The 24,170-nt window shown below is 61.2% G+C and carries 26 protein-coding genes and 1 tRNA gene; 5 read left to right on the top strand and 22 right to left on the bottom strand.

From position 1 onward, the window contains the following. Positions 1–7 precede the first annotated feature (7 nt). The 4 genes from A4A58_RS30340 to A4A58_RS16365 all read right to left on the bottom strand — a co-directional run bounded on the left by A4A58_RS30340 (position 8) and on the right by A4A58_RS16365 (position 2,408). Positions 8–208: a hypothetical protein gene (locus A4A58_RS30340; protein ID WP_139069866.1), complete on the bottom strand. Its 201-nt coding sequence runs from the start codon at positions 206–208 to the stop codon at positions 8–10. Positions 209–445: 237 nt separating this feature from the next. After that, on the bottom strand, positions 446–1,774 hold the full coding sequence (locus A4A58_RS16375; RefSeq protein WP_068733957.1) for a tyrosine-type recombinase/integrase: 1,329 nt from the start codon (positions 1,772–1,774) through the stop codon (positions 446–448). Between the two features lie 109 nt (positions 1,775–1,883). Continuing rightward, positions 1,884–1,958 (bottom strand) — tRNA-Glu (locus tag A4A58_RS16370). Between the two features lie 108 nt (positions 1,959–2,066). Next, complete coding sequence (locus A4A58_RS16365; protein ID WP_068733955.1) at positions 2,067–2,408, bottom strand: hypothetical protein; 342 nt, start codon at positions 2,406–2,408, stop codon at positions 2,067–2,069. Between the two features lie 67 nt (positions 2,409–2,475). Here A4A58_RS16365 and A4A58_RS16360 point away from each other — a divergent pair, with 67 nt between their 5' ends. Beyond that, entirely contained in the window at positions 2,476–3,486 is a 1,011-nt protein-coding gene (locus tag A4A58_RS16360; protein ID WP_068733953.1) for an RluA family pseudouridine synthase, read from the top strand. 213 nt (positions 3,487–3,699) lie between these two features. After that, positions 3,700–4,599, top strand: coding sequence for an RNA polymerase sigma factor RpoH (gene rpoH, locus A4A58_RS16355; protein ID WP_068733951.1), 900 nt, complete (start codon positions 3,700–3,702; stop codon positions 4,597–4,599). A gap of 235 nt (positions 4,600–4,834) precedes the next feature. On the opposite strand, the gene A4A58_RS16350 is transcribed toward rpoH, so the two are convergent. From A4A58_RS16350 to urtA, 15 genes are all read right to left on the bottom strand, one after another. Continuing rightward, positions 4,835–6,484 (bottom strand): CHASE domain-containing protein, encoded by a 1,650-nt coding sequence (locus tag A4A58_RS16350; RefSeq protein ID WP_068733949.1) that lies wholly within the window; start codon positions 6,482–6,484, stop codon positions 4,835–4,837. Between the two features lie 258 nt (positions 6,485–6,742). Then, positions 6,743–7,372, bottom strand: coding sequence for an urease accessory protein UreG (gene ureG, locus A4A58_RS16345; RefSeq protein ID WP_068733948.1), 630 nt, complete (start codon positions 7,370–7,372; stop codon positions 6,743–6,745). A 36-nt stretch (positions 7,373–7,408) separates the two neighbouring features. Beyond that, the gene (locus A4A58_RS16340; protein ID WP_068734011.1) at positions 7,409–8,155 is read right to left on the bottom strand and encodes an urease accessory protein UreF; all 747 of its coding nucleotides are present in this window, start codon (positions 8,153–8,155) and stop codon (positions 7,409–7,411) included. Beyond that, a complete protein-coding gene (gene ureE / locus A4A58_RS29680; RefSeq protein WP_081421904.1) occupies positions 8,136–8,810 on the bottom strand; it encodes an urease accessory protein UreE in 675 nt (224 codons plus the stop codon). The genes A4A58_RS16340 and ureE overlap by 20 nt, the downstream gene beginning before the upstream one ends. Before the next feature lie 17 nt (positions 8,811–8,827). Continuing rightward, positions 8,828–9,127 carry a putative quinol monooxygenase gene (locus tag A4A58_RS16330; protein WP_068733944.1) on the bottom strand — a complete coding sequence of 100 codons (300 nt, stop codon included), beginning with the start codon at positions 9,125–9,127 and terminating at the stop codon, positions 8,828–8,830. Between the two features lie 277 nt (positions 9,128–9,404). Next, a complete protein-coding gene (gene ureC, locus A4A58_RS16325) occupies positions 9,405–11,117 on the bottom strand; it encodes an urease subunit alpha (RefSeq protein WP_068733942.1) in 1,713 nt (570 codons plus the stop codon). A gap of 11 nt (positions 11,118–11,128) precedes the next feature. Further along, positions 11,129–11,479 carry a GFA family protein gene (locus A4A58_RS16320; RefSeq protein WP_068733940.1) on the bottom strand — a complete coding sequence of 117 codons (351 nt, stop codon included), beginning with the start codon at positions 11,477–11,479 and terminating at the stop codon, positions 11,129–11,131. A gap of 1 nt (position 11,480) precedes the next feature. Continuing rightward, positions 11,481–11,786 (bottom strand): urease subunit beta, encoded by a 306-nt coding sequence (locus A4A58_RS16315; RefSeq protein WP_068733938.1) that lies wholly within the window; start codon positions 11,784–11,786, stop codon positions 11,481–11,483. Positions 11,787–11,895: 109 nt separating this feature from the next. Next, positions 11,896–12,198 carry an urease subunit gamma gene (locus tag A4A58_RS16310; RefSeq protein WP_068733936.1) on the bottom strand — a complete coding sequence of 101 codons (303 nt, stop codon included), beginning with the start codon at positions 12,196–12,198 and terminating at the stop codon, positions 11,896–11,898. A gap of 18 nt (positions 12,199–12,216) precedes the next feature. Further along, positions 12,217–13,053, bottom strand: coding sequence for an urease accessory protein UreD (locus A4A58_RS16305; RefSeq protein WP_068733933.1), 837 nt, complete (start codon positions 13,051–13,053; stop codon positions 12,217–12,219). A gap of 24 nt (positions 13,054–13,077) precedes the next feature. Continuing rightward, positions 13,078–13,773, bottom strand: coding sequence for an urea ABC transporter ATP-binding subunit UrtE (gene urtE / locus A4A58_RS16300; protein WP_068733931.1), 696 nt, complete (start codon positions 13,771–13,773; stop codon positions 13,078–13,080). A gap of 3 nt (positions 13,774–13,776) precedes the next feature. Continuing rightward, on the bottom strand, positions 13,777–14,625 hold the full coding sequence (gene urtD, locus A4A58_RS16295; RefSeq protein ID WP_081421903.1) for an urea ABC transporter ATP-binding protein UrtD: 849 nt from the start codon (positions 14,623–14,625) through the stop codon (positions 13,777–13,779). Beyond that, a complete protein-coding gene (urtC, locus tag A4A58_RS16290) occupies positions 14,625–15,797 on the bottom strand; it encodes an urea ABC transporter permease subunit UrtC (protein ID WP_068733929.1) in 1,173 nt (390 codons plus the stop codon). The genes urtD and urtC overlap by 1 nt, the downstream gene beginning before the upstream one ends. Then, positions 15,794–17,404, bottom strand: coding sequence for an urea ABC transporter permease subunit UrtB (urtB, locus tag A4A58_RS16285; RefSeq protein ID WP_068733927.1), 1,611 nt, complete (start codon positions 17,402–17,404; stop codon positions 15,794–15,796). Before urtB ends, urtC begins: the two co-directional genes overlap by 4 nt. Before the next feature lie 151 nt (positions 17,405–17,555). Next, positions 17,556–18,878, bottom strand: coding sequence for an urea ABC transporter substrate-binding protein (urtA, locus tag A4A58_RS16280; RefSeq protein WP_068733926.1), 1,323 nt, complete (start codon positions 18,876–18,878; stop codon positions 17,556–17,558). A 490-nt stretch (positions 18,879–19,368) separates the two neighbouring features. Here urtA and A4A58_RS16275 point away from each other — a divergent pair, with 490 nt between their 5' ends. From A4A58_RS16275 to A4A58_RS16265, 3 genes are all read left to right on the top strand, one after another. After that, complete coding sequence (locus A4A58_RS16275; protein WP_068733924.1) at positions 19,369–20,901, top strand: DEAD/DEAH box helicase; 1,533 nt, start codon at positions 19,369–19,371, stop codon at positions 20,899–20,901. Between the two features lie 24 nt (positions 20,902–20,925). Continuing rightward, positions 20,926–21,204, top strand: a complete 279-nt coding sequence (gene infA, locus A4A58_RS16270) for a translation initiation factor IF-1 (protein ID WP_068733922.1) — start codon at positions 20,926–20,928, stop codon at positions 21,202–21,204. Positions 21,205–21,510: 306 nt separating this feature from the next. Then, entirely contained in the window at positions 21,511–21,723 is a 213-nt protein-coding gene (locus A4A58_RS16265; protein WP_011474122.1) for a cold-shock protein, read from the top strand. Positions 21,724–21,875: 152 nt separating this feature from the next. Here the strand turns inward: A4A58_RS16265 and A4A58_RS16260 are convergent, their stop codons facing one another. The 3 genes from A4A58_RS16260 to A4A58_RS16250 form a co-directional block, all read right to left on the bottom strand. Continuing rightward, positions 21,876–22,499: a TadE/TadG family type IV pilus assembly protein gene (locus A4A58_RS16260; RefSeq protein ID WP_158005692.1), complete on the bottom strand. Its 624-nt coding sequence runs from the start codon at positions 22,497–22,499 to the stop codon at positions 21,876–21,878. A gap of 17 nt (positions 22,500–22,516) precedes the next feature. After that, positions 22,517–23,059, bottom strand: coding sequence for a TadE/TadG family type IV pilus assembly protein (locus A4A58_RS16255; protein WP_068733918.1), 543 nt, complete (start codon positions 23,057–23,059; stop codon positions 22,517–22,519). A 179-nt stretch (positions 23,060–23,238) separates the two neighbouring features. Beyond that, entirely contained in the window at positions 23,239–23,745 is a 507-nt protein-coding gene (locus A4A58_RS16250) for a pilus assembly protein N-terminal domain-containing protein (RefSeq protein WP_068734007.1), read from the bottom strand. Positions 23,746–24,170: the final 425 nt, after the last annotated feature.

Raw genomic sequence — 24,170 nt, 5'->3', positions numbered from 1 at the left:
TCTCGGGTCAGAAACATTGAACATGATCGCCACCTGCACTCGGTGACTTCACCATAGCGCTTTTTGCCAAGCTTACTGGGGACCAAAAATCCTTGATCGAGGGCGGCATTGTGAACACCACCCGATAGGCGCCTTCAATTGAAGTGCTCACGGCTTTGGCTGGCGGACACTGCTCCTGCAACTCTTCCAGATCTTCCAAAAACACCATTCGATTCTCCCCTGCATTGCGTTCTGCTCGAAATGCACGCGGGGATCAATCGGTATAATTGCCAATGGTTACTGCCGGCTACATTTCTGGGGGATGCCCCGCCCACGGCGGACCCTCGTCCCGGACTTAAATTAGGGCGACTATTGGAGAGCATGGCCGAATACGTAACCGACCTTGGCCGGTCATCGGAGCTTCTGTACGCCGCTGAAGGACACGCATTTCTCCTCTGAAAGAATGCTAACCGACCATTCGAACGGCATTGAGATCGGCCGGCGACAACGCGATCATTTGGAGATATTTCAGTTTCAGCTTTAGCCCGTGGCCGTCACCGTATTTTGGCTTGCCGCTGGAGTGGCCCATCAGCTCGTCGGTGAGCTCGTCCGGACATTCGACATTGCGCAGCCGGTCCTTCAGGCTGTGGCGCAGCGAATAGAGCGTATGCATCTTCGACAGCCGCATGCCGTTCTCTTCGAAATACTTGTTCACCGTTGCGGATAGCGTATCGCCGTTGTCGGCATATTGCGCGAAGCCGCTGGGGAATTCGCGCATCGCATCCAGCGAGATGCCGACCAGTGGCACGTCGCGCTCCGATGCCTGCGATTTCAGCACGCGGCCGAACGGCTTCACCCGCACATGCGGGATCTCCGCATCGAGCAGAATGAAGCCGGGAGTGAGGTTGATGATCTCGACCGGCCGCATGCCGGTATTGACCATGATGCGAACCACGGCCCGCGCCTGGTCGTTGAGGTCATCGAGCGCGCCGGGCCGCAGGATCACGCCGGTGATGAATGGAATCGGATAGGGACTGCGGCTGCCATCCTTGCCGCCGCGCAGCCGCAGGCCGGCGACGATGACTTCTTTGTCGAGATTGTGCCGCATGCTCACCTCGCGCACCATCCGCGTGATGTGACTGATGTTCTTGTTGGCGGTCCGCACCTGGATGCCCTGATCCTTCACGCGCTTCGACCAGTGGTCGCGCAGCTTCAGCATCTTCTCGCGCGTCAGATCGTTCACCGTGCCGTCGCCGGCGACCTCGATGAGGATTTCGATAGCCCGCTTTTTTGCCGCCTTGAACTTCGTCAGCTGCCGCGGCGAATAGCCGAGGCGCTCCGTCGCCGTCGCCAGATCGAATTCCTCATAAAGCGCGGAGAGCTTCACGGTCGGCGCCGCGATCGCGCCGAGCACCGCTGCGCGTGTGTCGGGATCATGGGCGCGATCGCCGACAGCCAGGGCATCGATCCGGCGAATGAGATCGGCGGGCGGTTCCTTGGCGATCGCGGCCGCCGGCAAATATGGAAGGTCGAGGATCAGGGACCGTTTTACGGCCGCGTTGTAATCGAGCTTCGCCTGCTCCGCGTTGCCGCCAGCGCACATGCACCAGTACGCTTCGGTGTCGAGGTTAAGCCTCTCGGCAATCTCAATCGCCTTGCGTCCGCGCTTGTCGTCCACGACCTTAATGCCGGTCGTCAGCCTGACGGGCACCCGCGTGTCGAAGGCAGCATATTCCTCCGGCACGCGCCGCTGATAGTGCCAGACCCCGTTCCGCTTCGTCAGATACTCACTCACCCTGCACCCATGTAGGACGCTATGTAGGACGAAACCGTCGCAACAAGGGCTTGCAGTGTCAATGGAATTGCGAAAACGTCTTGTTTATAAGGGTTTTCCGCGAAAGGCGTGGCGCTCCGTAAGGGAATCGAACCCTTATTTTAGCCTTGAGAGGGCCATGTCCTAACCGTTAGACGAACGGAGCGTGCGCGGGAGGGGATAGCCGGGAATGGCGGCGGCTGCAAGATGCTGGCGGCCCCTGCCCCCATCATGGTTATGGTCCCCAAGCGAACCTAGTGGTCTCAGGCGAAATCTAGGGCTCGCTGGCGAATTTCAGCGTGCCCACGGGTTTCAGGCTCTTGGCGTCGAAAGTGCGGATTTCGGTGCTGCCGCCGACGTCCAGCGTCAGCACGATCCGGTCGCCGGCTACCCCCGTGGAGAGGATTTTGGCGCCTTTCGGCAGGGTCGCGGTCGTCGTGGACGTGACAGTGCTTCCATCCGTGCGGAAAAGGCGGTAGCCGATCACGACGAGCAGCGCGCCGACGCCCAAGGCGGTGGTCAGGCCCGCGATCAGCATCATGCGGCGGACGCGCGCGATCATGGCGGCCTGTTCAAGGGTCGGTTCGGGCGCGCTATCGGCGGCGGGCTGGGTCATGCAGACACTCGTCTCTTAATTCACGGCTCTCGAAGCAACACGCTTCTGTCAGGTAAGGCTTTACGGAATGAACGATCAACGGCTGGATGTCACGGTGCAGGGCGACGAAGGCTCGACCCGGCTCGATCGCGTGCTCGCCGTGCGCAGTCCGGCTTTGTCGCGCTCCCGGCTGAAGGCGCTGATCCTCGCCGGCCAGGTGACGATCACCCGGTCTTCGCAAGACCCCACCCCCGTGCGCGACCCCGCTTATCATGTCGCTGCCGGCGATACGATCACAATCGACGTCCCGCCCGCCGTCGCGCCGGAGCCCGAAGGCGAGGATATCGCCCTCGATATCGTGTTCGAGGACGAGGACATCATCGTCATCAACAAGCCGAAGGGCCTCGTCGTGCATCCCGCCGCCGGCCATGAGACCGGCACGCTGGTGAATGCGCTGATCGCCCATTGCGGCGCGTCTTTGTCGGGGATCGGCGGCGTCAAGCGGCCGGGCATCGTGCACCGGCTGGACAAGGACACCACCGGCCTGATGGTGGTCGCCAAGAACGACGCCGCCCATGCGTCGCTGACGGCGCAATTCGCCGATCACGGCCGCACCAACGAGATGCGGCGCGGCTATATGGCCTTTGCCTGGGGCATTCCGAACCGGCCGCGCGGCACGGTGGAAGCGCCGATCGACCGGCATCCGCACGCCCGCGAGAAAATGGCGGTCCGCGAAGGCGGCCGCGATGCCGTCACCCATTGGGAAGTGCTGCAGGAATTCCCGGATCGCCACGGCAAGCCGATCGCCACCCTGCTGGCCTGCCAGCTCGAGACCGGCCGGACCCACCAGATCCGCGTGCATCTCGCCCATATCCAGCATCCGCTGATGGGGGATTCGGTCTATGGCTCGCATTTCAAGACCAAGGCGTCGTCGCTGGGCGTGAAGAGCCGCGCCGCGCTGGAAGCGCTCGACCGGCAGGCGCTTCACGCCTATTTGCTGGCGCTCGAGCACCCTCGCACAGGCGAGATTCTGGAGTGGACCAGCGAGCTTCCTCACGATCTGGCGGTTTTACGGGCCCATATGGCCGTGCCAGAATGACGCAGATGCATACAAAAAAGTAAGCTTTTCCAAACGCTTATATGGGCGACACAGGAACGTGACAGGGAATTCACTTTCAATACGCTTGTAGTAGGGTGTATGTTGCACTTGCGTCAAATGAGACGCGGAACATCGCAGCCAGGGCGGCTTTAACAAAGCGCTCGCTGCCTCGCCCGCCGCTATCGGGGGCCTGAACCACTGGAGGGCATCATAATGGCCCGTACAGCTACCCTTCCGGTTCTCAATGGAGAATCCGGCCTGTCGCATTACCTCGCCGAGATCCGCAAGTTTCCGATGCTGGAACCTCAGCAGGAATATATGTTTGCCAAGCGTTGGCGCGAGCACGACGATCGCGACGCGGCACATCACCTTGTGACCAGCCATCTGCGTCTCGTCGCCAAGATTGCCATGGGCTATCGCGGCTACGGTCTGCCGATCTCCGAAGTTGTCTCGGAAGGCAACGTCGGTCTGATGCAGGCTGTGAAACGCTTCGAGCCGGAGAAAGGCTTCCGCCTGGCCACCTACGCCATGTGGTGGATCAAGGCGTCGATTCAAGAGTACATCCTGCGTTCGTGGTCGCTCGTGAAGATGGGCACCACCGCGAACCAGAAGAAGCTGTTCTTCAACCTGCGCAAGGCGAAGAGCAAGATTTCCGCCCTGGACGAAGGCGATTTGCGCCCCGACCAGGTCAAGATCATCGCCACGCGTCTCGGCGTGACGGAACAGGACGTGATCGACATGAACCGCCGCCTCGGTGGCGACGCGTCGCTCAACGCACCGATCCGTGACGACGGCGAAGCCGGCGAATGGCAGGACTGGCTGGTCGATAACTCGCCCAATCAGGAAACCATCATGGCGGAGCACGAGGAGTTCGATCATCGCCGTCAGGCGCTGAACGGCGCCATCGGTGTCCTCAACCCGCGCGAACGGCGCATCTTCGAGGCTCGTCGCCTCGCCGATGAACCGATGACGCTGGAAGATCTCGCCTCGGAGTTCGGCGTCTCGCGCGAGCGTGTCCGTCAGATCGAAGTCCGCGCCTTTGAAAAGGTGCAGACCGCGGTCAAGGGCACCATCGCCAAGGCGGAAGCTGCCGCTCTGGAAGCTGCGCACTAACGGGCGCAGCGGATACAACGAATACGAAAGCCGGCGGAAACGCCGGCTTTTTTGTTGGGTGAATGGAAGCTAGAGCATGATCCCGAAAAGTGGATGCCGGTTTTAGCCGACAAACGAGATCGTTTGTCGAGAGATCATGCTCCGATAAAAAACATTGTTCCGACACCGCGTGGCGCACTCTCCTCTCTCCGCAAGCCAGATGAGGGACATCGCTTCGATTGGCAGAGGGGATCGATTATCTGATCGGCTTCGCCAGCGCTTCTGTCCGGTCGCGCTCGGTCATGTCGATCACCGTTTCGACGGGTGCCGTCAGTTCATAGACGTAGGACACATCGGTGAAGTAGCGCTTCGCCGTACCACCCAGCGCTTCCGGCGCCACGCGATCGAGCAGCACCAGACCGAAATCGCTGTCCGGGCGCCGCGTTGCTTCGCTGGTGTTGAACTCTTCCCAGCGGAAATTGAACAGCCCATCCGGCTCGCTGCCCGTAATCTCCCAATGCGCAACGATATGCGGATGTTTGCCCACCAGCGACAGGCCCTCGTCGGAATGCGAGGCCAGTTCAAAGAACAGCAGCGACAGGCTCTGCGCGGCGCGCGCGCTGACAATGATGTCCGGACCTTCCAGTGCGATACGGTCGGCATGCGGGATCGCACGCGCCTCGAACAGACCCTTAAGCTGCACGCCCTGCCACTGGCTCTCGCTCAGCAGCGACACGACATTCGACATCGCGTGAATACGCCCGATCAGGAGATCGCGCGCGCTGTCCACGTCGGAGCCGTGACGCAGCGTGCGCGTCACGATGGACTGGATCACCGCCAGGATGTTCTTCACGCGGTGATTGAGCTCGTCGATGACGGCGGTCAGGCGACGTTCGAAGCCGATGCGGGTCTCGACCTCGCGCCGCAGCCGCAGATTGGCGTAGGAGACATAGCCGAACAGCCCGCAGACGATGGCCGTCAGCGCGAGGCCAACCCCGCCGACGATGATCGCGATACGCTGCGCGCGCAGCTCGGTATTGATCTTCGGATAATAGCCCAGCGACCAGTCACGCCCACCGAACGAAACCGTGCGCAGGACTGCCAGCGCAGGACCATTCGCCACCAGGGGGCGCGCCGTTACCCTGCCGTCGTCGTCGGCAACGATTTCGCCATCAGCGACGCGCGGATCTTTCAGCGCTACGGAGAACAATGACATCTCGTCATTGGCCAGCATCAACGGCCCGAGTTCATAGGAGAACGACACGAAGCCGGCCGGCGCGGGATCGCCTTCGGGCACAACTGGCGTCACCAGTACCAATCCCAGCGGTCCATCGGGCTGCTGCAGCGGCGTGGGGCTGGAGGCGACCGGCTTGCCCTCGTTCACGGCGCGCACCAGCGTTGGCCCTGTGACGGGAGAGAAATTCAGGGCGCGACCGGCAAAGCCTTCGGTGACGGAATTGCGCGGCTCCACATCCATCAGCACGTCGAGCGGCTGCCCGAGCGCCCTGGCATCCAGGCGATCGTCGTTGTAGCTGCGGATCGTAGGATTGCGGTAGCCGGCACTGGCCAGCTCCGCGCTGGCGGCCGCCAATTCGTTCGGCTGCAGGCGAGCGATCCAGGCGGCAATCGCGAAATCGGTCTTGAAGGCGTAGATCGAGGCCCGCAACGGCTGCAGCATGTTGGCCTTCATGACCGTCGGCGCACGAAACAGCCCGGCTGCGACGCGGGCCAGCAATTCGCGCTCGGTCAAACGCTCCTGCACCAGGCTGGCATGGATATCCACGGCCCGGCCCAGCGCGATATTCTCGATCGCCAGCTCCTGGTCATGCACGCGATAGGCCGCTAGGCCGGAGAGCAGAGCTCCGACCAGTGCCAGTAATGCGATGATGAAGCCAAGCCGGACCACACGGATACTCGGGAAATAGGAGACGTTGCTGCCGGGTCAGCGGCTCAGGAGTATGCCAATCATGCCGGAACAATTTGGTTCCAGCCCGATGGAAATTATTTCCGGACCGGACAAATCTTGAAAAACAGGCTTAACGCAATATCACACGACACATTGGCCGATGGGCATCGACCAGCCCGTCGTTATAACCAACCCAATATGAACGCCTCAAGTCGAAGCCCGCTCGTGAGATTGCGGCAGAGGCCTTATTCACAGGTCTCAGGCGACTGCCTTGGCCTTAAGGCCGCCCTTGCTCTCAATGAATGAGATAATCCGGTCGAGACCTTCCTGCGTCTTCATATTGGTCATCACGAAGGGCCTGACCCCGCGCATCCGTTTGGCGTCGACGTCCATCTTCTCAAGCGAAGCCCCGACATAGGGCGCCAGATCGATCTTGTTGATCACCAGCAGGTCCGAGCGCGTGATGCCCGGCCCCCCCTTGGAGGGGATCTTGTCGCCAGCCGCAACGTCGATCACGTAGATGGTGATATCGGCCAGTTCCGGCGAGAAGGTCGCCGCGAGGTTGTCGCCGCCGGATTCGATTAGCACCATGTCGAGATCGGGAAACTTGACGCGCATGTCGGCAACGGCGGCGAGGTTCATCGAGGCGTCCTCGCGGATCGCCGTATGCGGACAGCCGCCGGTTTCGACACCAGCAATGCGATCCGCTGTCAGCGAGCCCGAGCGCACCAGATATTCGGCGTCCCACTTCGTGTAGATGTCATTGGTGATCGCCGCAATGTCGTAGCGCTCGCGCATGGTCTTGCACAGCAGGTCCATCAGCGCGGTCTTGCCGGAGCCGACGGGACCGCCAATGCCGACGCGGAGCGGACCGTGAAAACTGGACATGTCAAATGCTCTCCGGGTTAAGGGTGTTGTTGCAAATCATGACCTGAACAGCCGCGTATACTGCGTCTCGTGACGCATGCTGGCGATGTCAGAGCGGAATGTCGCGCCGCCAAGATCGTCGAGGGATGCCGCCATGGCGCGATGGCCTGTGCTCACGACGACGGGCTCCAGCGCTGCAAGTACGCGCTGGCTGTCGGTCTGGCCGAGCGGCACCAGCCGCGCGCCAGCGGAAATCCAGTTCGAGACCACAGCGTGGAAGAAACCATGCATCGTCGCCGACAGCGGCACACCATGAGCGGCACTCACAAGTCCGACGGCAACGGGATAGACAATCGGGCTGTCGCATATCGCGATCAGCTGCTCCATACCCTCATGCGACCAGGCATTGCGCGCGATCTCGACGAAGGCCTTGCCTTGCGTCGTGGTCTCCAGCTGACGTTCCCTTGATGGCACGAAGGCGCTGGCGAGTTCGGCAACCTCGCGCAATGCCTTGTCGTCGCCATCAGATGCCGCGCGGTGCACATGAGCGAGAAACACGCCATCGCAAAACCCTGCGCCATCGGACAGCATCGCCGACAACCAGTCCTGCAGGCTGGCAGCATCGGCGATGTCGCCTGCTTCCACCGCCCATTCGATACCGCTGGAATAGGAAAACGCGCCGACAGGAAAAGCTGGCGACAGCCAGGTCATCAGCCGGTACAGCGCAGCGCCTTCGTCGGCAGACAAGGCGGGAGAGTCGTTCAGCGAACTATTGTCCGCCGGTCTATTTGTGGTCATGAGCATGAGAGTGACGATGGTGGTCGTGCGTGCTGTCGTGATCATGGTGATGATCGTGATCGTGACCGCAATGCTCGTCATGGACATGCTGGTCATGGCTATGACCGGCATGACCGTGCGCGTCATGACTGTGGCCATGGTGGTCGTGCCCATGATCGTCGTAACTGTGTCCGTGATCGTGATGAGCATGATCATGATGACCGTGATGCCCATGTCCGGCCGGCTCATGCGCTGCGGCATAGGCGCCGCCTTCGGGATCGAACGGCGCCTCGATCTCGATCACGCGCGCGCCCAGACCCTTGACCATTTCCTCGATCACATGGTCGCTGCGGATGCGCAGCCCCTTGGCCATGATCTGCGTCGGCAGATGGCGGTTGCCGAGATGCCAGGCGAGCCGCACCAGATGGCCGGGATCGGTACCACGGATTTCGATCAGCGGCTCGGGAGCTGCAACCACCTCAACGAGACGCCCGTCTTCCAGCACCAGGGCGTCGCCGCCCCGCAGGGCGACGGCGTTTTCGAGATCGAGCAGGAATTCCAGTCCGCGCGTCCCCGTCATCGCCATGCGGCGACGATGACGATCGTCGAAATCGAGAACGACGGTATCTGCCGCCGCCTCTGTCCAGTTGTATTGGCCTTTGACCTCAGTCGCGCGGATCATGAACTCTCTCGTTTGGTTTAACGCACCACGACGTCAGCCGGGGTGATGATTTCGATCTTCGGAGGCGCGCTGAAGCATTTCACCGCGACGCGGCCGAAAGTCTTCATATGTTCCTGCGTCCGGTGCGGCACCAGTGCCTCGGCATTCTCCCACTGCTCGACGAACACCATGCGGGTCGGATCGGTGACGCTCTCGTGCAGATCATAGGCGATATTACCCGCTTCCTTGCGGGTCTCGGCGATGCAAGCCTTGGCAGCTTCGATCAGTTCGGCGCGGGCTTCGGGTTTCACGGACAAAGTGGCAACGACGTAGATCAAGGGGAGTCCTCCCGGTTTGTTGTTGTGGCTAAGAATGCCGGGACGGACATTAGGGGGTTATGGTGCGAGATTGAAGGGCTCTTTCTTCTCCCTCCCCCAAGCAGCGCAGCTGCGCAGTGGGGAGGGTGGCGCGTTGCGAGCGAAGCGAACAACGTGACGGGTGGGGAGCAACACGAAACATCGCGCTTGTTGAAGCACCCCACCCCGGCCTAACGGCCGACCCTCCCCACTGCGCGCAGCTTCGCTGCGCTGGAGGGAGGGAGAGCCACCGAGCACCTCAATACATAAAGTACCTCTGCGCCATCGGCAGCACTTCCGCCGGCTCGCAGGTCAAAAGCTCGCCATCCGCCCTCACCTCATAGGTCTCCGAATCCACCTCGATCTTCGGCGTCGCGCCGTTGTGGATCATGCTCTTCTTCGAAATGCCATCGCGGACATTTTCCACCGCATAGAGCGACTTCTGGATGCCGAGCTTCTTGGCGAGACCGCCGGCCACCGCCGCCCCCGACGTGAACACCACCGACGACTGCGTCAGCGCGCGGCCGAAGGCGCCGAACATCGGCTGGTAGTGTACGGGCTGCGGCGTGGGAATGGACGCGTTGGGATCGCCCATCGGCGCCGCGACGATGGAGCCGCCCTTGATGACGAGATCCGGCTTGACGCCGAAGAACGCCGGCGACCACAGCACCAGATCCGCCATCTTGCCCTTCTCTACCGAGCCGATCAGCTTCGAGACGCCATGGGCGATGGCGGGGTTGATCGTGTACTTCGCGATGTAGCGCTTGACGCGAAAATTGTCGTTGTTGCCCTTGTCCTCCTTCAGCGAGCCGCGCTGCTTCTTCATCTTGTCGGCGGTCTGCCAGGTCCGGATGATCACTTCGCCGAGCCGGCCCATGGCCTGACTGTCCGACGACATCATCGAGAGCGCGCCGAGATCGTGCAGGATGTCTTCGGCGGCGATCGTCTCCTTGCGGATGCGGCTTTCGGCAAAGGCAAGATCTTCCGCAATCGACGGATCGAGATGGTGACACACCATCAGCATGTCCAGATGCTCATCGATGGTGTTGCGCGTGAATGGCCGTGTCGGATTGGTCGATGACGGCAGCACGTTCTTGAGGCCCGCGACCTTGATGATATCGGGCGCATGGCCACCGCCGGCACCTTCGGTGTGGAAGGCGTGGATGGTACGGCCCTTGAAGGCCTTGATGGTGTCCTCGACGAAGCCGGACTCGTTCAGCGTGTCCGAGTGCAGCATCACCTGCACATCGTAGTCATCCGCGACGCTGAGGCAGTTGTCGATCGCTGCAGGCGTAGTGCCCCAGTCCTCGTGCAGCTTCAGCGCACAGGCACCGGCATTGATCATTTCCACCAGCGGCGCGGGCTTCGAGGCATTGCCCTTGCCGGAAATGCCGAGATTGACCGGGAACGCATCGAAGGACTGGATCATCCGCGCGATGTGCCACGGACCGGGCGTACAGGTCGTCGCGAAGGTGCCGTGCGACGGGCCGGTGCCGCCCCCTAACATCGAGGTGACACCTGACATCAGCGCGTGCTCGATCTGCTGCGGGCAGATGAAATGGATATGGCTGTCGAAACCGCCGGCGGTGAGGATCTTGCCCTCGCCCGCGATGACGTCGGTGCCGGGACCGACATTGATCGTCACGCCCGGCTGGATATCGGGATTGCCGGCCTTGCCGATGGCGTGGACCATGCCGCCTTTGAGCGCCACGTCGGCCTTCACGATGCCCCAGTGATCGACGATCAGCACGTTGGTGATGACGGTATCGACCGCGCCCTGCGCGCGTGTCGCCTGCGACTGCCCCATGCCGTCGCGGATCACCTTGCCGCCGCCGAACTTCACCTCCTCGCCATAGATGGTGAAGTCCTTCTCCACCTCGATGATCAGATCGGTGTCGGCCAGCCGCACGCGATCGCCAGTGGTCGGGCCGAACATGTCGGCATAGACGGAGCGTTTGATTTTCACGGGCATCGGCTGATCTTTCAGTATTTCTTGCCGTCGAACTGTTTCACTTGAAGGCCGTCGAGATCGATGCCGTCGATGCATCGCACATTGACTGCAACCATCTCGCTACCGTTCGGAGCCTTGCCGTTTGCGAAGGATTCGACACCGCAGGTCGCACAAAAACGATGGTGAATGACATTCTTGTTGAACAGAAATTCGATCGTCGCATCTTCACCCGACAGCAACTTGAAATTCTGCGCCGGAACGAAAGTCAAAAGCGTGCCCAGCTTGCCGCAGCGCGAGCAATTGCAGGCGATCACTTCGGCGATTTCACCGGTCATCTCGTAGCGGACCTTGCCGCACTGACAGCCCCCGACATAGGTCGACATCTTACAGCTTCCCCATCACGTCGCCGCGGAAGCCGTAAACCATGCGTTTGCCGGCGAGTTCGACCAGTTGCACGTCGCGGGTCTGGCCGGGCTCGAAGCGGACCGCAGTGCCTGCGGCGATGTCGAGGCGCATGCCTCGGGCTTTCTTGCGGTCGAATTTCAGCGCCGGGTTGGTCTCGAAGAAATGATAGTGCGAGCCGACCTGGATCGGCCGGTCGCCGGAATTCGCCACCGTCAGCGTCACGGTCTTGCGCCCGGCATTGAGTTCGATCTCGCCGTCCTGGATGAATAGTTCGCCGGGGATCATGTGACCTCTCGATTTTCTCGGTGTCATGGCCGGGCTTGACCCGGCCATCCACGCCTTAGAGCGCTGAAGATGGATGCCCGGGACAAGCCCGGGCATGACGGAGTTTGAACTAGCGGATCGGCTCATGCACCGTGACGAGCTTCGTTCCATCCGGGAACGTCGCTTCCACCTGAATGTCGTGGATCATCTCGGCGATGCCGTCCATGCATTGCGCGCGGGTGATGACCTCGGCGCCGGATTTCATTAGCTCGGCAACGGTGCGGCCGTCGCGCGCGCCCTCGACGATGAAATCGGAAATGATGGCGATGGCCTCGGGATGGTTGAGCTTGACGCCGCGCTCCAGCCGGCGACGCGCCACGATGGCGGCCATCGAGATCAGGAGCTTGTCTTTTTCGCGGGGGGAGAGATTCATGCGAACACTCTGATAGGTTTAGTTGAGCCACATGCGCGGCAGCATCGCGCCTGATCGTCCAAGCACGGCCATCATGTCGGCACGCAGCTTGGCCGCATCTTGTGCACAGAAGCGGGCCATTGCAAAGCCGTTCCAGCAGGAGATACCAACTTCGCCGCGAGAGCCATCCGTGGCTTCGCGTAGCCGCTCGATGAGTGCTTCATCGCCGGGCACAATCAGCGCCGTGCCGATAGCCACCGCGCCGTTGCCGATGGCGGGCCTGGCCAGTTTCGCGGCGATATCGCCATCCAGCCGCACGTTTTCCGCGAACACCAGCCTGCCACCACGACGCAGGCGCCAACGGTCGACGAAAGATCCCGTCTGCATCACCTCGCCCATGGCCGCACGACCGAACACGACGATCTCGCAAAGCAAAAGCGTCGCGCGATCGGCCAGATTGATATCGATGCGCCTGATGGTGCGGGCCTGATCGAACAGGATGGTTTCCTGCGGCAGCCAGGACAGATGCGCGCCGGCCTCGGCTTTCAACGCAATGTTGATCTCGGCCGCGGGACCATGGGAGCGATAGACCTTCTCGGCGGCGGCGGTCGTCACAGTCAGGCTGGTGCCTTCGCCGGCCGCGATGTCGATATCGAAACGATCGCCGCCGGCCGCACCACCGGCGGTGTTGACGAACATCGCCGAGAGGCCGTCGTCTTCAGGGGACGGGAAGCGCACACGCAGCGAGCCGGATTCATGCAGCTGGCGGCGGCGCGTCTTGCCCTCCACCAGATGCACGTCGAACGCCACCGCGCCGCGGGCACGGTTAGCGGCAAAGATCGTCGATGACGACAGCGTGGTGTTGTCAGCCTGCATGCACTCTCCGGCTTTGAGCCCGCGTTACAGCGCCATCTGGCGGCTGATCTCGGCGGGATCGAGCGTCGAGCGGTCGCAGGTGTATTTCACCGCGCCGCGATCCATCACGGCGAAGTTGTCGCCGAGTTCGCAGGCAAAGTCGAGATACTGCTCCACGAGGACGATAGCGATATTGCCGAGCGAGCGCAGATAGGAAATCGCGCGGCCGATATCCTTGATGATCGAGGGCTGGATGCCTTCGGTCGGCTCATCCAGCAGCAGAAGTTTCGGTCGCATCACCAGCGCACGGCCGATGGCGAGCTGCTGCTGCTGGCCGCCGGAGAGATCGCCGCCGCGCCGCCCCAGCATCGAATTCAGCACCGGAAACAGCGAGAACACATCGTCGGGAATATTGCGGTCGGCGCGCTTCAGCGGCGCGTAGCCGGTCTTGAGGTTTTCTTCCACTGTGAGCAGCGGAAAGATCTCGCGGCCCTGCGGTACGAAAGAAATGCCGCGCCGCGCCCGCTCGAACGGCTTCAGCGTCGAGATATCCTGACCGTCGAAGGTAATGGAGCCTGACGAGATCGCCTGCTGGCCGACCATGGCACGCAGCAGCGAGGTCTTGCCGACACCGTTGCGACCGAGCACGCAGGTGACCTTGCCGGGCTCCGCCGAAACGGTGACGCCGCGCAGCGCCTGGGCTGCACCGTAATAGAGGCTGATATTATCGACTTTGAGCATGCTCTATCGCCCCAGATACACTTCGACCACGCGGTCATTGGTCGACACCTGATCGATGGTGCCTTCGGCCAGTACCGTGCCTTCGTGCAGACAGGTCACCTTGACGCCGAGTTCGCGCACGAAGGTCATGTCGTGCTCGACCACCATGACAGTCTTGTTGTCGCGGTTGATCGCCTTCAGCAGCTCGGCGGTCTGATGTGTTTCCACATCGGTCATGCCCGCCACCGGCTCATCCACCAGCAGCAGCTTCGGATCCTGCGCCAGCAACATGCCGATTTCGAGCCACTGCTTCTGGCCATGCGAGAGATTTCCGGCGAGCCGATCGCGCGAGTCCGTGAGGCGAATGGTCTCCAGCACCTTGTCGATGCCCTCGGCCTCGGCGCGGCTGCCGCGCCAGAACAGCGTGCCGCGCACGGAGTGATCGACATTCAGCGCCAGCAGCAGATTGTCGTAGATGGTCTGGCTCTCGAACACCGTCGGCTTCTGGAATTTGCGGCCGATGCCGAGCTCGGCGATCTTGGTCTCGTCCAGCAGCGTCAGGTCGTGAATGCCGTCGAAATAGACGTCGCCCTCGTCCGGCTTGGTTTTGCCGGTGATGATGTCCATCATCGTGGTCTTGCCGGCGCCGTTAGGGCCGATGATGGCGCGCATCTCGCCGGGAGCGAGCACCATCGACAGGTTGTTGATGGCATGGAAGCCATCGAACGAGACATGAACGCCGTCGAGATAGAGCTGTGCGGAGGTGATGCGCTTCTGCCGGGCTTCCGCTTCGCGTGCTGCGACCACTGGATCAATGATAGCGGGCGCATGGGACACCGGCGTTGCCGGGGCTGGCGTTTCAGTCACGGTCATCACGCCTTCTCCGCCAGATGAGGTTTGGTGACGCCATCTTCCGCCGCCGCGCTATCGGCATTGGCCGTGTTGCGTGCCTTGCGCCCTTCCATCCAGGCGTTGAAGGTGCCGATGATGCCCTTGGGCAGCAGCAGCGTCACCAGAATGAACAGCGCGCCGAGCATGAACAGCCAGTAGGGAGCAAGAGCGCCGGATGTGAACACTGTCTTGGCGTAATTGACGACCACCGCGCCAAGCGCCGCGCCGACCAGCGTGCCCCGTCCGCCGACTGCGACCCAGATGACTGCTTCAATCGAGTTGGCCGGGGCGAATTCACCGGGATTGATGATGCCGACCTGCGGCACATAGAGCGCACCCGCAACGCCGGCCATGCAGGCCGACAGCGTGAACACGAACAGCTTGTAGGATTCGACACGGTAGCCCAAGAATCTCGTGCGGGATTCCGCGTCACGTATGGCGATCAGCACTTTGCCGAGCTTCGAGGTCACGATGGCACGGCAGACGAGGAAGCCGATGATCAGCGCCAGACAGCTCAGCGCGAACAGCGCCGCACGCGTGCCGTCGGCCTGCACGTTGAATCCGAGGATGTCCTTGAAATCGGTCAGGCCGTTATTGCCGCCGAAGCCGAAATCGTTGCGGAAGAAGGCCAGCAGCAGCGCATAGGTCATCGCCTGCGTGATGATCGACAGATACACGCCAGACACGCGCGAGCGGAAAGTGAGCCAGCCGAACACGAAAGCCAGGATACCCGGCGCGATCAGCACCATGGCCGCGGCGAACCAGAACATGTCGAAGCCATACCAGTACCACGGCAGCGCCTTGTAGTTCAGGAACACCATGAAGTCCGGCAGGATCGGGTTGCCATAGACGCCGCGCGAGCCGATCTGGCGCATCAGATACATGCCCATGGCATAGCCGCCGAGCGCGAAGAAGGCGCCGTGACCGAGCGAGAGAATGCCGCAATAGCCCCAGATCAGGTCGATGGAGAGCGCGAGGATGGCGTAGCAGACATATTTGCCGAACAGCGCCATCAGATAGGTCGGCACCTGCAGCGGCGAGTCCGCCGGCAGCAACAGGTTCGACAGCGGAATGAGGATGCCGACGGCGGCAACGATCAGCAGGAAGACGGTCGCGCTGCGGTCCAGCGTGCGGGTGAGGAAATGCGGCGTCATGCTTCGATCGCCCTACCCTTGAGCGCGAACAGACCGCGCGGCCGTTTCTGGATGAACAGAATGATCAGCACCAGGATGGCGATCTTGCCAAGCACGGCGCCTGCGACCGGCTCGAGGAACTTGTTGGCGATCCCGAGCGAGAACGCGCCGACCAGCGTGCCCCACAGATTGCCGACGCCGCCGAACACCACGACCATGAAACTGTCGATAATGTAGCTCTGGCCCAGATTGGGCGAGACGTTGTCGATCTGCGACAGCGCCACCCCGGCAATGCCTGCGATGCCAGAGCCGAGGCCGAAGGTCAGCGCATCGACACGCGAGGTCGCGATGCCCATGGAGGCTGCCATGCGACGGTTCTGGGTGACGGCGCGCATCTCGAGTCCGATGCTGGTATAGCGCAGCATCGCCAGCAGGATCGCGAACACGGCAAGCGTGAAGCACAGGATCCAGAGCCGGTTGTATGTGATCGTGAGCTGACCCAGCTCGAATGCGCCGGACATCCATGAGGGATTGCCGACCTCACGATTGGTCGGGCCGAACATGGTGCGCACTGCCTGTTGCAGCACCAGCGACAGGCCCCAGGTCGCCAGCAGGGTTTCCAGCGGGCGGCCATAGAGGAAGCGGATGATGGTGCGCTCGATGACGATGCCGAGGAGACCGGCGACGATAAAGGCCAGCGGGACCGCCATCAGCAGCGAATAATCGAACAGGCCAGGATAGCTGGTGCGGATCACGTCCTGCACCACGAAGGTGACATAGGCGCCGATCATCACCATCTCGCCATGCGCCATGTTGATGACGCCCATCACGCCGAAGGTGATGGCGAGGCCGATGGCGGCGAGCAGAAGCACGGAGCCCAGCGAGAGGCCATACCAGGCGTTCTGGCCGATCGACCACAGCGTCTGCCGGCTGTTGATCGCCGTGACGGCGCTGGCCGCGCTGCGCGCGACACCGACGGTCTGATCGGCCGGCAGGCTGGTGAGCAGCGCCAGCGCGTCCTGATCGCCGCGCCCCTTGATGATCGCAATGGATTCGATCTTCTCGGCCTCGGTCGCATCTTCCTTGTAGAGCAGGATCGCAGCACGGGCCTCGGTGAAGGCCTGTTTGGCGGATTTGTTGGTTTCCTTTTCCAGCGCAGCCTCGATGACCGGCAGCATCGCGGTTTCGTGGCTCTTGAACACCGACTGCGCCGAGGCGATGCGCTTGGCGGGATCCGGCGACATCAGCGTGAGCCCGCCCAGTGCGGATTCGATGTTGCGGCGAAGACGATTGTTGAGGCGCACCGCGGCGGCGCTGGCCGGCACTTCGGCGACGGCTTCACCGGTCGCAGCATCGGTGACCTTGCCGTCGGTGCCGGTGAGATAAACCTTCTTGCTGTCGGGATCGGCGGAGAGCCGGCCTTCCTGCAGCGCGGTGATCACAGCGAAAGCCTGCGGATTGCCCGAGGTTGCGATGATGCCCACGGCCTCGTCGCTGTCAGAGAAATCATCATTGGCGAATTTGGCGACGGCATCCTCGAAAGGACCCGCAAAGGCCGGAATGGCGGTCGCGACGATCAGCAGAAATGCGAGCGCGATCGCGCGGAAACGATAAAGGAGATCAGTCACTGGAAAACCCCGGCCGAAGAAAAAAGAGAAGGCGACGGATTCACCGCCTTCTCCAGTTTTGGGAGTCTCGTGTCAGAAGAGTCTCGGGAGGATCATCATTGCGGGCGGAAAATGCCCGCAATGATGGAGAACACAGAACCTCAGCGCGAGATCAGGAACCCTGACCGCCGCACTTGTTGGTCTTGGTGTTGAAGTTGCCGCACTTCTTGCCGACCCAGTCGCCGATCAGGTCCTTGGAGCCGTCGAGCTCCTTCGACCATGCATCGCCTGCCACCAGCGCCGGGGTCTTCCAGACCACGTCGAACTGGCCATTGGCCTTGATCTCGCCAATGAACACCGGCTTGGTGATGTGGTGGTTCGGCAGCATCTTCGAGGTACCGCCGGTCAGGTTCTTGGCTTCGATGCCGGGCAGTGCGTCGATAACCTTGTCGGCTTCGATCGACTTGGCCTTCTCGACCGCCTTCACCCACATGTTGAAGCCGATCACGGTGGCTTCCATCGGGTCGTTGGTCACGCGCTTCGGATTCTTGGTGAAGGCCTGCCATTCCTTGATGAACTTCTCGTTCTCAGGATTCTTGATCGACTGGAAGTAGTTCCAGGCCGCGAGATGGCCGAGCAACGGCTTGGTGTCGATGCCGGCGAGTTCTTCTTCACCCACCGAGAACGCAACCACCGGAATGTCGGTCGCCTTGATGCCCTGGTTGCCGAGCTCCTTGTAGAACGGAACGTTGGCGTCGCCATTGATGGTCGAGACCACGGCGGTCTTCTTGCCGGCCGAGCCGAACTTCTTGATGTCGGCGACGATCGTCTGCCAGTCACTATGACCAAACGGCGTGTAGTTGATCATGATGTCTTCCTGCTTGACGCCCTTCGACTTCAAGTAGGCCTCGAGAATCTTGTTCGTGGTGCGCGGATAGACGTAGTCGGTGCCGGCCAGCACCCAGCGCTTCACCTTCTCGTCCTTCATCAGATAATCGACAGCCGGGATCGCCTGCTGGTTCGGAGCAGCACCGGTGTAGAACACGTTACGCTCGGACTCTTCGCCCTCGTACTGCACGGGATAGAACAGGATGTTGTTCAGTTCCTTGAACACCGGAAGAACCGACTTGCGCGACACCGAGGTCCAGCAGCCGAACACGACGGCGACCTTGTCCTTGGTGATCAGCTCGCGCGCCTTTTCGGCGAACAGCGGCCAGTTCGATGCGGGATCGACCACCACGGCTTCGAGCTTCTTGCCGTTCACGCCGCCCTTCTTGTTCTGCTGATCGATCATGAACAGCACGGTGTCCTTCAGCGTGGTCTCGGAGATCGCCATGGTGCCCGACAGCGAATGCAGAACGCCGACCTTGATGGTGTCGTCTGCGGCTTTGGCCGGCGAAAATGCCGACAGGCCCAGAGCCAGACCCGTTGCCGCGGCCATCAGGCTGCGACGCGAGATCGGCTTGGCTATTGCGTGAGTCAAATTAGTAATCATGTGCGGTCTCTCCCTGACGCAGACGAAATCAATGCGGAACGGCCCCACGGCCGGCGCGTTAAGGAGATCGCAAGAAGTGTGCCAGCCCTCGAACACACGTTAAGTGATTGGGATTGTTCGCGTGTTTCTGATTTTCGGAAAGTGCTGAGACTTTCCTGTTTATTTCTTGTGCAGAAAAATTGATCATGCACACGGCAAACAGCTTAAATAATCACCAAAAATTGCCTCATGTCTAAATTTCATGCAGCGGTATTTTGTCGCTGGTTTTAACCCTCACGCCGATTGACCTTGAATCCGCCGCCTTGCTGTTCCATATCAATTGAACGACCTAGAGAATCATCAGGTCCTTGCGAGCCGCGTGTTCTGATCCCGTCTTTACTCTGATCTCCTCAGGGCAGTTCGACGGTTTCTGGCTTGCCCCTTCAGCTAACCAGAACTGACGCCCCAAACACGCGGGTGTCCCAGACACACTCGCGCGCTCCCTGGCCCCATGGTCTTTGAATCATGGCCGGGCGCCTGCTTTCACTTTGGAAAGATTAATCTTTTGACCACCTTTCAGGAATTCGGCCTCGCCGATCCCATCACCCGTGCGCTTAAAGAAGAAAACTACACCACCCCGACCCCGATCCAGGCCCAGACCATCCCGATTGCCATCACCGGCAAGGATGTGATCGGCATCGCCCAGACCGGCACCGGCAAGACCGCTTCCTTCGCGCTTCCCATCCTTCACCGCCTGCTCGAGAACCGCATCAAGCCGCAGCCCAAGACCTGCCGCGTGCTGGTGCTGAGCCCGACCCGCGAACTCTCCGGCCAGATCCTCGACTCGTTCAACGCCTATGGGCGCCATATGCACCTCGCATCGGCGCTGGCCATCGGCGGCGTGCCGATGGGCCGTCAGGTCCGCTCGCTGATGCAGGGCGTCGACGTCCTCGTCGCCACCCCGGGCCGCCTGCTCGACCTCGTGCAGAGCAACGGCTTGAAGCTCAACATGGTTGAGTTCCTGGTGCTCGACGAAGCCGACCGCATGCTCGACATGGGCTTCATCAACGACATCCGCAAAGTCGTCGCCAAGCTCCCGATCAAGCGCCAGACGCTGTTCTTCTCGGCCACCATGCCGAAGGATATCGCCGATCTTGCCGAAGCAATGCTCAAGGATCCGGCCCGCGTCGCGGTGACCCCGGTTGCCTCCACCGTGGAGCGCATCAGCCAGCGGATCATGCTGGTCGATCACTCCGCCAAGCCGACGATCCTCGCCCAGATCCTCAAGACCGAGACGGTTGACCGCGCACTGGTGTTCACCCGCACCAAGCACGGCGCCGACAAGGTCGTGAAGGGGCTCGAGCGCGCCGGCATCGCCGCCGCCGCGATCCACGGCAACAAGTCGCAGAACCACCGCGAGCGCACGCTGGCCCAGTTCCGCACCGGTGAAATCCGCACCCTGGTGGCCACCGACATCGCCGCCCGCGGCATCGACGTCGACGGCATCACCCACGTGGTGAACTTCGACCTGCCGAATATCCCGGAAACCTATGTCCACCGAATCGGCCGTACGGCCCGTGCCGGACGCGAAGGCATCGCAATCTCGCTTTGCGCGGGCGAGGAAATGGCGTATCTGCGCGATATTGAAAAGCTGATCCGCATTTCGCTTCCGAAGGAAGACCGCCGCACCCCAGGCCGCAACGACGTGGGGCCGTCGCCTTCCCAGAACCGTGGCGGTCAGCGCAACGGTCGCTCCGCCCCGCACGCACCACGCAGCAATGACGGAGCGCCCGGCAAGAACGCGCGCAATCGTCGTCGTCCGCATGGCGGCAACGGTGGCGCATCGCAACCGAACCGCGATCATGGTCGGAACGAGAATGCGAGACACGAGAATGCAAGACACGAGAACGCTCGCCATGAGCCGACCTCACGTCCGGCCAACCAGGCTGGAACTGCGACTAAAGAAGGGATGCAGGGCGTTGCCTTCCTGCACCGCGAAAGCCGACCGAATACAACCCCGAACCGCACCCAGCGGCCACGCTAACAGCCGATCGATCTGGAGCTAACAATGGCCAAAGAAGAGCTGATCCAGTTCGAAGGACTGGTGACCGAAATCCTCCCCGATGCACGCTATCGCGTGCAATTGGACGCAGGACACGAAATCGTCGCCTACACCGCCGGCAAGATGAAGAAGAACCGCATCAAGACGCTGGCCGGTGATCGCGTGACCATCGAAATGTCGCCCTACGATCTCGAAAAGGGTCGTCTGATTTTCCGCCACAAGGACGAGCGTCCCGGCGGTCCTCCGCGTGGTGCACCGCCGCGCGGTCAGTTCCGTCGCCGCTAAGCGCATCCAGCGTTTAAACTGTCGACAGTTTAAATCGCAACGACAACCCATCCGCGCATTGGATCACTCGTGGTGCGCGGATGGGTAAGCGTTCCTGACCGTTCGTGCGCAATCAAAAAATCGTGCGCGTCAGGATTGTTTTGAGGGGACGCTTCCCCTAATATGAGTTAATCGATTTTCGGCCGGACGACATTATCTATCCCCCGGTGCAGCCGGTCTAGACTGACGACCCTTCCAAAAATTCGATGTCACCAGCCCACATCTGTTTCGTGGGCTACACTATATCTTTGAGAAGGGACTACCCCCATGAGCATGGGAACAGTGAAGTGGTTTAACGCGACCAAGGGCTTCGGCTTCATTCAGCCGGACGATGGTGGCAACGACGTGTTCGTTCACATCAGCGCCGTTGAGCGTGCCGGTCTCGGCACCCTGCGTGAAGGCCAGAAGATCAGCTACGAAATCGTTGCTGACCGTCGTTCCGGCAAGTCGTCGGCCGACAATCTCCGCGCCGCAGGCTAAACGATCATTCGCAAGCTTGCTGCTTGCGAACTGATTGACTGAATACGAAAAGGCCGCGCTCTTGAGCGCGGCCTTTTTGCTGAAGCATGATCCGGAAAAGTGGATCAACGATAGTTGGCTGCAACTACAAATACGCAGCTCATGATCGCAAATTACGGCGTGCAGCTCGTCACCATCACGACGCATGACGTTTGCCTAGGACGCATAAACATCGCAGCGGGCAGCGTGAGCCCGCCCTTCGGCACGACCCAGCCGATCGTCGGCACGTAGTTGTAGTTGACCTCGCCGAGGATCAGATACTGGTTCGCCAGATAGTTCCCGTTGGCATCCTTGACGATCAGATTGGTGGGAACCGATACGATGTCATTCACTTTCCTGACCACAACAGTGCCATTCACTTTCCCGGTGGGAAAATCGCCGCGCGCCCACACCACCTTGGCGATCTTGGTCGACGGATCGATATACACCTGACTGATCGACGCCTTGAGCTGCGTCTTGTCATAAGGCGTCAGCATCGCACCGGCGATGATGAAGAAATTCGAGACATCGGTTTCCGCCAGTGTCGTGTAACGCGACGCCAGGTCGGCCATGCCCTGCGAGATCTGGCTGAGCTTGCGATCGATGGCAAAATAGTTGGTAACGTCCAGCATGCCGAAGAACATCAGGAACATCAGCGGAACGATCAGCGCAAACTCGACCGCGGATACGCCTCTCGTGTCGTCTCGCAACAGCAAGGCCCGTCGCCCGGCTGCCAGTGCAGCCATACGCACACGCATTGTCCCGATCCCTGCCATCACTGCGGCCCGGTAGCCGCTGTCGCGGCCAGCAGGCGCTTGCTGCTCGTCGTTCCACGACCGATATTAGCGATGTTGTAGCCTAGGCCGGTCACGTAGAGCGGCCATTGATAAAACCCGCGGCTCACGACGGTCTGGTTTGTGTTCGTCGGCGGCTGCCAGGTGAGCGTGGTGCCCGCATAATTTCCGCTGCTGTCGATCGGATCCGCAATGACGATCCCCGTGCCCGGATTGTAGGAACGCACGTCGGTGCCGATCTTGGCGCAATCCATCAGTACGGAAACGCGCGCGCAGATGACGGCATTGAAGTCCGCCTGGCTCGGTGCCTGGCTCGTATAGAACAGCCGGGAGCCATCCTGTACGGCGGTCTCCAGCACCTGGCCGGCGAAGAACACCATGGCGGTTTCCATGATTGCGAAGATCAGCGCGAAGAAGATCGGCGCGATGAATGCGAATTCGACCGCGGCCGAGCCGCTGCTGTTGCGACCGAAGCGGCGGAGCCGCTTGGCGAGCGTCGCCATCGAAATCAACGGTAGCAGCATCTGCAATGCCTCAGCGAGAGGGAAATAACTACCGCCGAGATGTATCGGAAACAGATTGTTGAAGTGTTTCGCCGGATCGAGACAAGACGGCTCGATGCGTTAACCCGCTGTTGACCATGTCTCCGCCGAACGACACCGCATGGGATGCGGCGCCGTTTGCGCGTTTACGAGATCACAGATCAGTTGTTGAGCCTGGCGGCATTTCCTGCCGTTATGGCCTGAGTACTGAGAGTCCCGGCCTGCCCGATCGCGGCTCTGAAGAAGGTCTCACCGTCACCCAGCCTCACGCGTCGCTGACATTCCGGCGTACAGGTGTAAGTCTCGCGATCGACACCACGATAGACGGTGACGAGTTTGTCGGTCGGACCTTCGACCTGAACCAGCCGATCCATCAGGACAGCGCCCGTACGATCCATTGCGATCACATTGGTGGCGCCATAGCCCTTGCCGGTCACCACGACCATGCCGCCGGGCTGCAGCGTCACATCTGCAATCAGCGGGTTGCCGACCACAATGGTGGCGATCTTCTCAGGAAATTTGACGAGCTTGGCCTGATCGACGCTGACCGCGATCGGATCGTCCGCAGGGGCCGCAAGACCGCCCGCCGGCAACAGCATGGTCCCTGCCGCCAGAGCACGGGCCACAAACACCGCACGCATCCGCGCGCGCTTCGACTGAAACGACATCCTGTACTCCGGGACGATACAAGCCGACAAAAGCAGATACGCAGCGGTGCCGGCGCCCGACATGGCAAATGTGCCGTTAATTGATGAAGGAACTGGAAACGGCAGTGGCGGGGTGCATGATGGACGCTGTTCCGGCTTAAGAAGCCTTGATTGACTGTCATTCCCCGGCAAACCAATTGGTTTGCCTGAGGGCGGGCGTCGCCGGCGAAGCCGGCAGAGCGCGAACCTCAGCCACTCCACTTGGAGTGGCGGGGAATCTCGATCCACACTCGTCATTCCGGAGGCGCATGAAAGCGGCAAAGCCGCTGCAATGCGAACCCGGCGACTGTCTTGTGTGTCAATGAGGCTGGGTCTCTCCGTCATAGTGTTTGTTGGCTTTGACGAGCGCGTTGGCGGTGATGAGGAGCTTTCGGGCAACGGCGATG

It is taken from the genome of Tardiphaga robiniae (assembly GCF_001618955.1).
Classification (GTDB): Bacteria; Pseudomonadota; Alphaproteobacteria; order Rhizobiales; family Xanthobacteraceae; genus Tardiphaga; species Tardiphaga robiniae_A.
Note: the sequence above shows the minus strand (reverse complement) of the source record. Positions and strands in the feature narration are given on the sequence as shown.